At 66.0% G+C, this 12699-nt stretch carries 16 protein-coding genes; 6 read left to right on the forward strand and 10 right to left on the reverse strand.

What is annotated here, in order from left to right; translation table 11 throughout:
- Positions 1–101: 101 nt before the first annotated feature.
- A complete protein-coding gene (locus J3P44_RS25890; RefSeq protein WP_465264252.1) occupies positions 102–218 on the reverse strand; it encodes a hypothetical protein in 117 nt (38 codons plus the stop codon).
- Positions 219–660: 442 nt separating this feature from the next.
- Here J3P44_RS25890 and J3P44_RS06125 point away from each other — a divergent pair, with 442 nt between their 5' ends.
- The 5 genes from J3P44_RS06125 to J3P44_RS06145 all read left to right on the forward strand — a co-directional run bounded on the left by J3P44_RS06125 (position 661) and on the right by J3P44_RS06145 (position 4095).
- Positions 661–1233, forward strand: coding sequence for a hypothetical protein (locus J3P44_RS06125; RefSeq protein WP_255889369.1), 573 nt, complete (start codon positions 661–663; stop codon positions 1231–1233).
- Between the two features lie 52 nt (positions 1234–1285).
- Positions 1286–1777: a hypothetical protein gene (locus tag J3P44_RS06130; RefSeq protein WP_255889370.1), complete on the forward strand. Its 492-nt coding sequence runs from the start codon at positions 1286–1288 to the stop codon at positions 1775–1777.
- A gap of 10 nt (positions 1778–1787) precedes the next feature.
- Positions 1788–2129 carry a hypothetical protein gene (locus J3P44_RS06135; protein ID WP_255889371.1) on the forward strand — a complete coding sequence of 114 codons (342 nt, stop codon included), beginning with the start codon at positions 1788–1790 and terminating at the stop codon, positions 2127–2129.
- 568 nt (positions 2130–2697) lie between these two features.
- A complete protein-coding gene (locus J3P44_RS06140) occupies positions 2698–2895 on the forward strand; it encodes a hypothetical protein (protein WP_255889372.1) in 198 nt (65 codons plus the stop codon).
- Positions 2896–3210: 315 nt separating this feature from the next.
- On the forward strand, positions 3211–4095 hold the full coding sequence (locus J3P44_RS06145) for a universal stress protein (protein WP_255889373.1): 885 nt from the start codon (positions 3211–3213) through the stop codon (positions 4093–4095).
- Between the two features lie 70 nt (positions 4096–4165).
- Here J3P44_RS06145 and J3P44_RS06150 read toward each other — a convergent pair whose 3' ends face one another.
- The 9 genes from J3P44_RS06150 to J3P44_RS06190 all read right to left on the reverse strand — a co-directional run bounded on the left by J3P44_RS06150 (position 4166) and on the right by J3P44_RS06190 (position 12070).
- Entirely contained in the window at positions 4166–4822 is a 657-nt protein-coding gene (locus tag J3P44_RS06150) for a CPBP family intramembrane glutamic endopeptidase (protein WP_255889374.1), read from the reverse strand.
- A 335-nt stretch (positions 4823–5157) separates the two neighbouring features.
- Entirely contained in the window at positions 5158–6315 is a 1158-nt protein-coding gene (locus tag J3P44_RS06155) for a tyrosine-type recombinase/integrase (protein WP_255889375.1), read from the reverse strand.
- Between the two features lie 439 nt (positions 6316–6754).
- Positions 6755–7048: a helix-turn-helix transcriptional regulator gene (locus J3P44_RS06160; RefSeq protein ID WP_255889376.1), complete on the reverse strand. Its 294-nt coding sequence runs from the start codon at positions 7046–7048 to the stop codon at positions 6755–6757.
- A 404-nt stretch (positions 7049–7452) separates the two neighbouring features.
- Entirely contained in the window at positions 7453–7596 is a 144-nt protein-coding gene (locus J3P44_RS06165) for a hypothetical protein (RefSeq protein ID WP_255889377.1), read from the reverse strand.
- Between the two features lie 160 nt (positions 7597–7756).
- On the reverse strand, positions 7757–8950 hold the full coding sequence (locus J3P44_RS06170; protein ID WP_255889378.1) for a M24 family metallopeptidase: 1194 nt from the start codon (positions 8948–8950) through the stop codon (positions 7757–7759).
- 170 nt (positions 8951–9120) lie between these two features.
- Positions 9121–9840 (reverse strand): substrate-binding periplasmic protein, encoded by a 720-nt coding sequence (locus J3P44_RS06175; RefSeq protein WP_255889379.1) that lies wholly within the window; start codon positions 9838–9840, stop codon positions 9121–9123.
- A gap of 165 nt (positions 9841–10005) precedes the next feature.
- Positions 10006–10653: an amino acid ABC transporter permease gene (locus tag J3P44_RS06180; RefSeq protein WP_255889380.1), complete on the reverse strand. Its 648-nt coding sequence runs from the start codon at positions 10651–10653 to the stop codon at positions 10006–10008.
- Entirely contained in the window at positions 10650–11303 is a 654-nt protein-coding gene (locus tag J3P44_RS06185; protein WP_255889381.1) for an amino acid ABC transporter permease, read from the reverse strand. Before J3P44_RS06185 ends, J3P44_RS06180 begins: the two co-directional genes overlap by 4 nt.
- Positions 11300–12070: an amino acid ABC transporter ATP-binding protein gene (locus tag J3P44_RS06190; protein ID WP_255889382.1), complete on the reverse strand. Its 771-nt coding sequence runs from the start codon at positions 12068–12070 to the stop codon at positions 11300–11302. Before J3P44_RS06190 ends, J3P44_RS06185 begins: the two co-directional genes overlap by 4 nt.
- Positions 12071–12319: 249 nt before the next feature.
- Here J3P44_RS06190 and J3P44_RS06195 point away from each other — a divergent pair, with 249 nt between their 5' ends.
- Positions 12320–12694, forward strand: coding sequence for an MmcQ/YjbR family DNA-binding protein (locus J3P44_RS06195; protein WP_255889383.1), 375 nt, complete (start codon positions 12320–12322; stop codon positions 12692–12694).
- Positions 12695–12699: the final 5 nt, after the last annotated feature.

Below are 12699 nucleotides of genomic sequence, written 5' to 3' on the forward strand. Positions count from 1 at the left end.
TCACGGTCGGTCCAAGGCGCCGCCGGCAGCGAAGGGCGGTCGCCGATCGGGGGTGACCGCCCTGCTCGGTGGTCTGGATCGAGGCGCAGAGGCTCGTGGCCTCAGGAGCCGAGGAGCGACTTCATCTTCTCGATCTCGGCCGTCTGGGTGTCCACGACGTTCCCAGCAAGGTCGACGGCAGGCTTGTACTGCCCCTTCTCCTGCTGGTCCTGGGCCATCTCGACGTGCAGCGGGTGACGTCGACGGGCACCGTGGCCACGTCGGTGCCCGACCACATCGCCAGCCCCACGTCGGCCGCCGCCAGCGCCGGGGCGTCGTTGATGCCGTTGCCGGGGGCTCGGTGAGCGCGTCGTGCGGCCGCGTGTCGTGCCGGCCGCTCTGCACACGGGAGGTGACCAGCAGGACGCCCCGGTCCGCTTTCCCGTCTGGTAGAGGGACGAGAGCTCGCCGCGCGCGCCGCGACCGCGTGCCTCACGATGTGTCGCGCGGATGCATCTCTCGCACAGGGCAGAAGGTCCTTCCCAACAGGGTCGTCGGGCCCTGCCCGGCTCGGTCGGTTGCCTCTGTTACCGGGCAGCGGACCAAGCCATCGTGGAGGTGGATGGATAGGAAGTCTGGCTTCCTCCAAGAGGAGCCGAGACTCGTGCCGGAGGAGGCACCATGAGGCTCTACCGCTACCTGTGGGCAACGACAGCAGCCGTGATCATCTCGCCCGCCGCACTGTTCGACGCCATCGCGTACGGATGGTTGCGGATGGCGGCGATGGGGTTGGTGATGGCCTTGTTGGGGGGCCTCTTTGCCCTTGTCATCGCCGAAGGGCGCGCCGACCGGTGGCTCTGGGCACGACGTGGCGTGATGTGGGCGGGGTTCGGCGCCGTGGCCGCAGACGCCTTGGTGGCCACCTTGGGGCGCACTGGCGCCCTGATCGGCTCGGTCATCCTCGTGACCTCTCCTGCCGTCCTAGGATCGGTCCGTTCGTACCTCCTGAGGCGGTCCTCGCATCGCACGAGCGGTCCTCCAGAGATGCCCGCCACGTGCGATCTGCTTCGTCGTTGGGAGTGGACGACGGCCGAGGTGACCCGCGCTGACCTGCCTATGTCGCGACGGCTGGCGCTACTGGAAGAGCGCAGCAAGCTGCTCGACGAGGTCGAGCGCCGGGATCCGTCACACTTCGCCACCTGGATGGCTACTGCCGTGCCCGACGGGCGCGTCGACCACCAGCGGCCCAGGTGAGCAGCGACATGCCGCGGGTGGCGAGCCCTGAGGCGAGATGAGGGAGGAAGGCATGGAGAAGATCATGTGGCTCGTCCTGGGCGGCGTGGCGTTCGTCGCCGCCCTGCGTGCCGGCCGGAGTCCGCGTGCCATGCTCGTGGGCCGATGGGCCCTCGGCATCCTCCTCGTCGTCTTCGGCGCAGGGGTGAACGCGCTCTACCTCGTGCTGGGGACGGACTACTACGCAGGCTTCGCGGACACGTCTCCGTTCACGTTCGTCCGGGACACCTGGGAATCGCTCGTGGTTCCCAACACGGAGTTCTTCATCACCCTGCTGATCGTGGCCGAGGCGACCGCGGGGGCCCTGATCCTGAGCGGCGGGCGTAGGACACAGATCGGGCTCGTCGCCGTCATCGGGTTCCACGTCGGACAGCTCGCATTCGGCGGGGTGCTGTGGATATGGGCGCCGCTGATGCTGGTCGCCTTCGTCCTCCTCCTCCGAGCCGAACGGGGTGCCCCCACGGCGCCCACCCGCGCGTCGTCCGTGACGCACGTCCCCGCATGAGGGGGTCGCGATGTGGCGAACGGCGTTCGGCGTCCTCCTGGTCGCACACGGGCTTCTCACGATCGTCATCTGGACGCCTCGTCCCAGCGCTGCCGCGCCCATGGACACCAGCCGCTCCTGGCTGCTCGGTGAAGCGCGCGCAGTGTCCGTGGCGCTCGCTGTCGTGGCTGGACTCCTCATCGCCGCGAGCGGTGCGGGGCTGCTGAGCCACCAGGACTGGTGGTCGGTCGTGGGGCTCGGCGGCGGCGCCCTGTCCCTGGCGCTCTTCGCGCTGTTCTTCAGCGGTTGGTGGCTCCTGGCGATCACCATCAGTACGACGCTGGTCGTCGTCGCATTCCGCGATCTCGTCTGAACCACCCTGACGCTGCGTGACGCAGAGCGAGCCGCGGGGGCGGGGGCACACGGTGATGGCGACCTTGCCGCAGACCGTTCCCTCGTCCAGCTGCCGCACGGCGTCGCCTTCGAGGACGACGTCAATAGCGTCGTGTGCCGTCGGCCCTGTCGTCGCGGGTGCAAGTCCAGGACGCGATGCGCTCCGAGAGCACACGACCCCCGGGTGGATCAGCACGTCCAGTGGGGGAGCGTCCTCGAACCGAGTGGTGCGCGCCCAGCATGAGTGACCTCGCGCCGACGACGGGCACACCTTCGACCGACAGACAGAACGCGTCCCGAACACAGATCCTCCGGACTTGACCCGGGACCTAGGCCTGTCGAACCCGGGGCAGGTCGGCCCTGTGCATCAACTGGCCAGGGGCGTTTGCTGGAGGTAGAGGCGGCGAGGGTCCGCATGACAGGAACGATGGCAGCACGCGCTGGGCACGCCCCGGCACCGGCCAAGACTCCCGTACCGTGTCAAACGGCTCCGGATCCTCGTCACCTCGCAAGGGCGTGACAAATGCCGGCCTCAGGAGGATGACGAAATGAGAGAGCCGTCGAACGACAAGGGACGAGCCACGAGCGAGGCGCGAGACGCTGTCGCCGCCCGACCGTCGACCTCGTCTGCCACCGCGATCACCGCTGCGATGCGGCGCTACCTGGCCGCCGAGCAGTACCGCGAGCTCAGCCGAGAGGGCGAGCAGCCCCGGGCCAAGCCCGTTGCCGGCAACCACGCCGGTTGAGACTGGCGCACAGGATGCAAGGGAATGGCGGAGTGACGACCGTGCGACACGCAAGAGTCGGGGCGTGGCTCTTGCCCTGGCTCTGGCGGTCTTGGCCGGGACGTCGTGGACGGTGGCTCAGGGAGCAACCTCCTAGGCGGTGGGCGCGACGCGGACATGGAGATGACTCCCTGCCCGACCACGTGCTCCGGCTGTCCAAACCTGTCTGGCTCCCGAGCAGATCCCACCTGAGGATCTCCGTGTCTGGCCCCCTCCTTCACCCATGGTTGCCCCCGTACGTCGAGGGTCAACGCCAGTAGGGGGACAGTAGAAGTCATGGACACGGCCAGCGTTCGTCCGAGCTCGATCGTCGTCGGGGTAGACGGCTCTCCTTCAGCAGCGCACGCCCTCGAGTGGGCCGTCGACCAGGCTGCTGTCGAACACCGACCCTTGGTGCTGGCGCACGCCGTGTCGCACGAGGAGGAGGGATGGCTCGATCGGACCGGCCTCGACTACCAGGTCGGAGCTGACGTACGCCGCGCTCGCGGACACGAGCTGCTCGGGGCCGCACGGGCGAAGGTGGAAGAGCGCGACAGCGGCGTCGAGGTGCACACGGCGCTCGAGATCACGGATCCGCGGCACCTGCTCGTGGGGCTGTCCGGGGCCGCAGCCATGCTGGTGCTCGGCTCTCACGGACGGGGACCGGTCGGCAGCCTGGTGCTGGGGTCAGTCGGAGTCACGCTCGCTCGTGGTGCTCGATGCCCGTTGGTCATCTATCGACCAGCCGATGGAATGCGGGCGAGGCAGGGCGTGCTGGTCGGGGTTGACGGCGCGCGCGGGTTGGGTGAGGTGCTCCGATTCGCCTTCCGACAGGCATCCCTTCGTCGCCTGCCGCTGACGGTGCAGCACTCGTCGTGGGGCCCGCAAGCATCGGGGGTCTACCCGTCGGACCGCCCCATCGACATCGAGAGGCAGCGCCCGCTGGTGGCAGAGGAGGTGGCGGGCCTGAGCGAGGAGTTCCCAGACGTGCGAGTGAGGTACGCCTGGGCCCAGGGTCATCCAGCGGACTGCCTGGTCCGTGAGGGCTCCCGAATGGACCTGCTCGTCGTGGGAAGGCACGAGGACGGCGCGTTGTCCCGTATCAGGCACAGCTCGATCGCGACCAGAGTCGTGGAACACGCCAGGTGCCCGGTGGCCGTAGTGCCCATCTCGTCCCCATGACGCCCCGATCGGCGACGCAAGTTCAGTGCGTTCGGGTGACGGGGCACGTACCGCACGGCACGCCGGAACCTCACATCACCGCGACGACGTTCATCGTCGCGTGCATCAGTACGGGACCCACGATGCTCTCTGTGCGCACGCGCACGTGCCCGGCGACGACGCCGAAGATGAAGGCGACGAAGACCTGCAGGATCACGAAGGCGGTGTCGACGTATCCGAGGTTTCCGAGATGACCGATGCCGAACGCGGCGGCGCTGATCAGGACCGCCCACGCGGGGGAGTGAGAACCCACGTGGCGACGGCGGAACAGCTCCAGCAGTGCGCCGAGCAGGAAGCCGCGGAAGAGCAGCTCCTCGCCGACCGGCACGAGAACGAACTCGCCCACGGTCGCGTCGTACGGCGCGGTCGATCCGGTCATCCGGAAGGCACCGACGACTGTTGCCACTGCCAGGATGCTCACGACGACAAGAACCACGTGCTTGTGGGTCCTTCCGGGGCCCAGCCCAAGCCGGTGGGGTGCCCACGCACACAGGAGCACTCCCAACACGAAGGTTGCTGCGCCGACAGGCATCACCACTGACTCGCTCAGCGAACCAGTCAGGAGTGAGAAGGCGTACGCCGCCAGCACGGCAAGCAGACCCGCCGCCACCACAGTGAAGGCGGGTGAGCTGACCCTCCGACGCGAGGTCCGTTCTTCCATCCCGATCTTGGGACGTCCTACGGTCATGCCTTCACGATGACGCCGCGCCGACGCTCTGGACAGGGCCGAGAGTCACGTGGTGTCAGCCTTCCGGCACCTGCACACGGGAACCGCGCTCAGGCCCTTTCATGTCACTTCGATGTCACACGGCAACTGAAAACGTCCCTGGACAACGGAGTTGTCCAGGGACGTTTCGCAGGTCAGACGCCTGATGAGGGGTGAACCCGCAGGTCAGCGCCAAACGTGACTCAGATGTCGTAGTAGACGCTTACGCGCCCCTCCGAACTGGGAAAACTCTGCGGCTGAGAGGCTCCATGTACCGAGCGTGTAACAAGCGACCGGTGTGCGTCCGCTTGTGGTCGTTAGCCGACGTTGCTGATGCTGTCCCGTGCTGTTGCGAAGGCAGCGTCGACGGCGTCGCGGGTGCGTTCGGAGCTGCTCGGCATCAGGTGCGTGTAGGTGCGCAGCGTGAAGCCGGGGTCGCTGTGGCCGAGGTACTCCGAGACGGCTCGAATCGACTCACCCGCGTCGAGCAGGACCGACGCGTACCAGTGCCGCAGGGCGTGGCAGCCGTTGTCACGGTTCGGCTCAACGTTGGCTCGCTTCTGCGCGGGCCGCCACAGCCTGCTGTTGAAGTAGTTGCGGTTGAGCGCTGATCTCTCGCGTGTCGTCAGCAGGAGCGGAACGTCTACGCGTTCCACGTTTCCCGGCGTCAGCCACGGCAGGCTCACGCGCACCGGCGGGAACTGGGCCAGGTGAGAGTTGACCTCGGCTGCGACGCTCGACGGCAGGGGGACGGTCCGCGTCTTGCGACCCTTCGGCGGAGCGAAGACCAGCTTGTTGCCGGCGAGGATCCGCACCTGACGCTGGACCTCGACCGTGCCCGCGAGGAAGTCGAAGTCGGCGGGGGAGAGGGCGAAGATCTCGCCCTGGCGCAGTCCCAAGCCGGAGCCCAGCGTGACCGCGAGCCGATAACGTTCCGGGAGGGCATCGTGCATCGCACTGATCTGCTCCGCCGGCCAAGGCACCACTCTGCGGCGCACCACGGACGGCCGCCTGACCGAGCCCGCGTTGCACGGGTTCTTCGCGATCAAGTTGTCGTCGACCGCGGCGCCAAGGATCGCCGAGATGTTGGCCAGGATGACGCGGCGGTAGGTGTCCGAGAGATCCATTGTCCGAATCAGACCCTGGATGGTCGACGGCTTGATCTGCCTCAGCTGGAGGTGACCAATGACCGGCAGGACGTGGACCCGAAGCCGCAGGTCGGTCGCCTCGTAGGTCGTGTGGTCGAAGGTCCTGCTCGCGAGCCAGTCGCCGGAGAAGTCGCGGAAGGTCACGCGGCCCGCGTTGACGTCGAGGTAAGTGCCGCGAAGCTTGTCCGCCTCAACGGTGTTGCGAAACGCCTCCGCGTCCGCCTTCTTGCGGAAGGACTTCCGCCGCTGGCGGTCTTCGGGATCGCGGTAGTTGACGACGTAGCGAGGACTGCCGTCAGCGGCGCGTGTCGAGCTGATGCTGGCCATATGAACCTCCGAGACTGATCACGCTAGCTGCCGGGACGGACACACGGGGGCTGCTTGCTCGTGTCGGGTGACCGTCACCGCGCACCCCACCGAACGGTGGGACGGGATTGCACACGGGTGCGCTGAAGCTCCTCGGCCACGGGACTCCACCGCGCATCGCCGAGCTGTCCGGCGTCAGACCTCTCGCGCAGGTCCCGCAGGACGCGCCGGCACGCGGCCGGCGACGCCAGCACCGCTTGCACGTGGTCGTCGAGAGAGACCTCGACCTGGACGTAGCGCGTGGCGATCGCGCCGGCCGCCGCGGCTCGTCGCTCTTCGGATGCTGATCGGCGGCACTTCGCCGAGCACCACCGCCGCGGTCGACCCGGCAACCTCGGCAGGACGTCGACGATGACATCACCGCATCGCGGGCACGACCGCACGGGCTCGTGTTGCTCGGTCACCCCTGACGCTCGAGCTCGAGCGTCCACGCGATCACCGTCGACGCCCGCCAGCGCACATGCTTGCCGACCCGGAAACCGGCCGGCCCGTAACCGCTGGTGCGCCAGCAGTAGACGGTCTGCTTCGGGACGCCGAGGTAGTCGGCGACCTCCTCGACCGTCCACAGCTCGCCGGCTTCAGCAGCCGCACGATGCGGACGGGCGGCACCCCGTGAGCGGGCGCCCGTGGCCCGGGGCTCGGGCGCCTCTCCCCAGAGCGTCGGTTGCGCTGAACTATCGGTGTCGTCCTTCATGGCGGGTTCTCCTCCGTGGTGTCTCGGCGCTAGCCGTCGTCGCTTGTCGACAGGCGGGGATAAGCAACTCGAGCGAGCGCCGATCGGACAGCTCCGGCGCCTCGGACGTTGGGCGGCGGCCCGTCATCAGGGCCACCAGCGAGACCTCACCAGGTTTCGTCCGCCGAAACCCGGACCGGAAGTGCATGGGGTGCGAGGGACTTGGTGAGCGCGTTGGGCGCTACGCCGGTCAGCGATCGCGGTGGTCGCGACGGGACTGAGGCGAGAGGGCGGGGGTGTGATGTCCGATCGGTGGCGGTGAACGCGCGGTGTACGCCGACCTTGTCCGGGAAGAGCCGCGAGCTTGCTTCATGAAACTCGCCATCGCGGGCTGTCTGTCTGACCCCTGCGTTGCCGTCAAGAGATCAAGCTAGGTGCCGGTCGCCCGAGACAACACGCAACAAGGCACTCACCTCGAGATCGTCACGCCCTAGCCGGGCGGCTGCGTCGAAGTACGAAACCGCGCCGGTGAGACGGTGCTCGATGCCGGCCGCGGGCAGCTTGGTCATCGGCGCTGAGGCCATCTTGACGACTCGCTGGTGATGGCCCAGCGACGTTCCTTGCGCAGACCGCCTACTGGCGGACCAGGGCGCAGGAGGCCGAACCACTCCCAGTCGTTGGACACGGGCCAATGCGGAGGTGGCGAACGTGCCGAGAAGCTAACACGGACTATCCGAGCAGTCGCTCCTCATGAGGCGCTCGTGAGATGACTTCCGCGCCACCGTCGGTGACAATGATCTGCTCCTCGAGCTTGACTCCGTGCTGCCCGCCCACTGCCCCAACGTAGGCTTCCACGCTGAGTGACATGCCGGCACAGACCTCGCCATCGTGGTGATTGTCGAACTTGATGGCTGGCCATTCGTCGGCCAGACCAGATCCGTGCGCGATGAAGGGGTAGTGCTGCTGCCTGTACCGCGCTGGCATCCGGCCCGCGAGCTCCTCGCCGAGCTCGCGAAACGAAGCACCTGGTCGGATCGTGCCCATCGACTCGTGGACGAAATCGTAGGCCACCTGGTAGAGGTGGCGCTGTTCGGCAGTGGGCCGTACGTCTCCGCACAAGTACGTGCGCGAGTAGTCGGTCAGGTAGCCGTCGGCACCCACGAGGTCGGTATCCATGGCGACGAGGTCCCCGGGCTCCACGACTCGGTCCGAGGCCTCTTGCATCCACGGGTTGGTGCGCGGCCCGGACGCTAGAAGTCTTGTCTCGGCGTACTCAGCACCCGCAGCGAGCGCGTCACCCATGTAGCCGCCCCATAGTTCGTTCTCCGTGATGCCCGGTTTGATTCGCTCGCGCATGGCGAGCACCGCGCGATCGCACGCATCCGCATTACGTCGCAGCAGGCGTAGTTCGTCCTCGGTCTTGATCGCACGCGCCTCCTCGATGGCGCCCTGCGCGTCTGCAACGACGAGGCCGCACTCTTGGAGCGCCAAGAATGCGACGGCGCTGGTCCTGTCGACGCCGAGCCGCTCGCCCTTGAGGCCGAACTCTCGGAGCGCATCGGCGATCTCGAGCGCAAAGACCTTGGCGTTGTCGGCTGAGTTCGTTCCAGAACCGAAGAACGTCCAACCCGGTGCCCGGCGCACCTCGCCCACGTACCGGTCCTCGGCGAGATGGAAGGCATCCTCGTACTCCCAGAGGATCGGGACGCCATCTGCGGGCAGCAACAGCCAGCGGGAGGGCACGTGCAAGTTCTCGACAACCGCTACACCGATGGACCCCGCGTACCTGACGTTGTTCGGATCGAACAGGAGTGCGGCAGCGAGCCCGTGCGTGCGGAGGCCTGACTGGGCGCGCTCAAGTCGCTCTTGACGCATGCGACCATCGTCGAAATGTTCCATTGGGTCACGCGTCTGTTCGCTCATAGCGGGTCTTTCTGTGAGGGCGGGGTCGGCGAGCCGCTAAGGCGTGGCAAGGCTCAATCAAGGGGCTGATGCGTCATCCGGGAGCGAGCGCCGGTGATGTCGGAGCCGGTCGGGCGACGGGAACACGCTCGACCCGGTAGTCCTACCGGGCCGAGCGTGCCCCCGGCCTATCACCCGATCAAACGCAGATCGCCCACCTCGGACGCTGACGGATCCAACCCATGTTTCTCGAGCAGCTCGGCGATGGTGCCGTCTTCGCGCATCGATTCGAGGTTGTCGTTCACGGCTTGAACCAGCGCCTCGTTCTCGGCGGACATCGGGAAGCACACCTGCGGTGGCTCGAGGCTCGAGACCACTCGTTCGTCAGGCGCCGGCACGGCCACTTCCCACGGGCTGCCCTGCTGCTCATTTGCGTACGCCGCGGACCCCGAGGAGTCGACGGCAGCATCGATTCGACCAGACTTGAGATCGTTGTACATGGCTGTCGGGTTGGGGTAGAGGCGCAGGTCGGACCCGTAGATAGCCTTGAGGTCCTCGTTCCAGTTGTAGCCGTCAACGCTGCCGAGCGCCTTGCCCTGGAGCTCGTCGAAGGTGTCGGTCCCGTCAGTCGAGATGACGCCGAACTGATCCATATAGACGGGATTCGACAACGACATGACGTCGGCGCGCTCTTGGGTGCACCACCAGTTCCCCGAGGCGATGTCGACGCGGCCCGTTTGCGTCGCCGGGATCACCGAACCGGTATCGAGCGGCTTCCCCGTGAGGCTGAGACACTCCATCTCTGCGATTCGAGAGAGCAGCTCTCCCTCGAGGCCACCCACGTTGGTGCCGTCCACCTGGACGAAGGGGGGGAAGTTGTAGGTGGCCGTGGTGAGCGTGCCGTCTACCACCGTCGTCAGTCCCTCGTGGGCCGGGGTGCATGATCCCCCTCCCGAACCAGCGCTCGAGCCCGGCGATGACCCGCATGCTGTGAGTGCGGCCAGTCCGAAGACCGCTGCGCTGGTTCTTAGAATGATTCGGTCTCTCATTGCGTCTCCAATTGTTTGTATCGGCTGTCATGCATGGCGGTTCAACCTCTTCTCCGCGCGTTGGTTCAGCACGCTGGCGGAGATGCTGAGAGCGGCATACAGCGCCCCGGCCAAGAGAAAGAGATTGAAGTAATGAAAGGTCTCGTTCGCGATCGACTTCGCTTGAGCTGTCAACTCGCGGACGGCTATGACATATGCCAGTGAAGTCGCTTGAAACATGATGATGCAAAAGCCGACCAGAGGGGGCATGGCAATCCTGAGCCCTTGTGGAACTATGACGTCACGAAGCACGTGCGCTCTGCTCATGCCCAGTGCCTGACCTGCCTCCACCTCGTCCTCCGGAACTGCCTGCAAACCACCACGAATGATTTCGCTGCTGTACGCAGCAGTGCTGATTGCGAGAGCGATGAAGGCAGCGACGAAGGCTGGCAAGGTAAGCGGGATGCCGTTGTAGACCAACAGCAGAAGTACCAACACCGGCGTGCCTCGCCCCAGTTCGACAAGAGTCGTAGCGACCATCCCGATCGCCCGTGACCGCGACGCGGCAGCTATGGCGAGCACCAATCCGCCGGGTAGACCCAGGCCGAGGGTCATGAAGGTGAGCTGCAGACTGACCCACAGACCTTCCATGAGGGGATCGGCGTACGTGACGAGGTCGCTCCACAGGGTGCTCATCGGGCAACTCCTCGACGGAGGCGGGCCTCTAGCCGTCGGGCCCCCCAAGCGGAGGGAAGAGTCAGCGCGACGTAATACGCTCCGGCTACGAAGTACGGCGTCGCCGACGACGAAGTGCTGGCCACCGTGTTCGCGTAGTAGGTGATCTCAAAGACTCCGATCGTGGAGGCGAGGGACGAGTCCTTCAACAATCCGATCGCGTAGGTGGCTGATGCCGGCACAGCGACTCTGATCATCTGAGGGCCGATGACTCGAGTAGCCGTGTCCACCGAGGACATGCCGAGTGCCCGACTCGCCTCGTACTGGCCTTGCTTGATCGCCCGTAGGGAGCCGCGATAGATCTCCGCCATGTAAGCCGCGGACACCAGGCCGAATGCCGCCACAGCCGACACCCAAGAGGTGAATACGCTGCCCAGCGCTGGGTCGAACTGGGTAGGACCGTTGTAGATCAAGAAGAGCCACACGATCATCGGGACGCCTCGCGTCACCTCGATGAAGGCTCGTGCTGACCAGCGCAGAGACGCTAGGGGTGACATCCGCAGCGCAAGGATGGGAACACCGAGCACCGCCCCGATCGCGAATCCCGCTACGGTCAGTTGGATCGTCATGACGATCCCTTGTGCTACGGCTCCCCACACGGTCTCGGTCACTGTCGGTCCACCACAGCACGGAGGAACTGGCGGGTCCGTGCATGCCGCGGCCCGCTGAAGATGTCGTGCGGGTCGCCCTCCTCGAGGATGCCTCCATCGCTCATGACGACCAGGTGGTCGCTGACGTCGCGCGCGAACTGCATCTCGTGCGTGACAACGACCATGGTCATGCCCTCGTCGGCGAGTTCCCGCATCACAGTGAGCACCTCCAGCCCGAGCTCGGGGTCGAGCGCGGAGGTCGGCTCGTCGAAAAGCATGACCTTCGGGTCTAGGGCCAACGCTCGCGCGATGGCGATCCGTTGCTGCTGACCCCCAGAGCATCGAGCGGGATACTGGGACGCCTTGTCCGCGAGACCTACGCGGCCCAGAAGTGCGTGAGCCCTGTCCTCGGCGTCCGCCCTACTCCTGCCGAGCACCCGCTGCTGCGGAAGTGCAATGTTGCGGAGCACCGTCATGTGTGGGAACAAGTTGAATGATTGAAAGACCATCCCCACCCGCGAGCGGAGAGCCGCTAGTTCTTTGGGTTTGATGGTGTGGTCGGTTTGAATGGTGACGCCGTCAACAGTGATGGATCCTGAGGTCGGCCGCTCCAGCAGATTGATACAGCGCAGAAGAGTGCTCTTGCCGGCACCGCTCGGACCAATGAGCGCAAATACCTGCCCGGCTCCCACGGAAAGCGACACGTTCTGCAGTACGACGTGGTCTCCAAAGCTCTTTTCGACGTTCTCGAGCCGGATCGCGGGATTGCCGGTTCCCAAGTTTGTCATCCGTAGATACTCCAATTCATTGTCCGTCGCAGCGGTACCTCTCGGCTCGCTGGACACCGCCCTGCGACCCGCGTGACACTAGGAGATGCTCATTGCGGCAAGAATTGGTCGTTTAACGAAGAGTTTCGGAGTCTCTCGTAAGACCTTGACGTTGATTGTCATTTGGCGCCGGCCACTCGCAACGCACTGGTCAGACTGACGCCGTGCTCGGACGGCTGCGAGACTTCAGTCGTGGAGCAGGAGAACTGGGTGAGTGACGATGAGGCGCTCGAGGCGGCGGCGTGGAGGACGGCCACTCCGTTGGCGGGCGTGACTCGAGGGCCGTACTTCGGTCCTGGCTACGAAGTGTTCAAGGTGATCGGCAAGGTGTTCATGATGACCACGGACGTGCCGGGGCGGATGGTCGTGACGTTGAAGTGCGACCCGCACGATGCCCTCGCCCTCAGGACCGAGTTCCCGTCGATCGTCTCGGGCTACCACATGAACAAGCGTCACTGGATCTCGATCGGCACCGGTGCCGGCATCACCGAAGGTCTCGTGAGCGAGCTTGTCACCAACGCTTACCTGCTGGTGGTGGATTCACTGCCGCGCCGGCTTCGGCCCCTCGAGCCACGCCGCCCGTGAGCTTG

Origin of the sequence: Nocardioides astragali (genome assembly GCF_024436375.1) — a bacterium.
Taxonomy (GTDB): Bacteria; Actinomycetota; Actinomycetes; order Propionibacteriales; family Nocardioidaceae; genus Nocardioides; species Nocardioides astragali.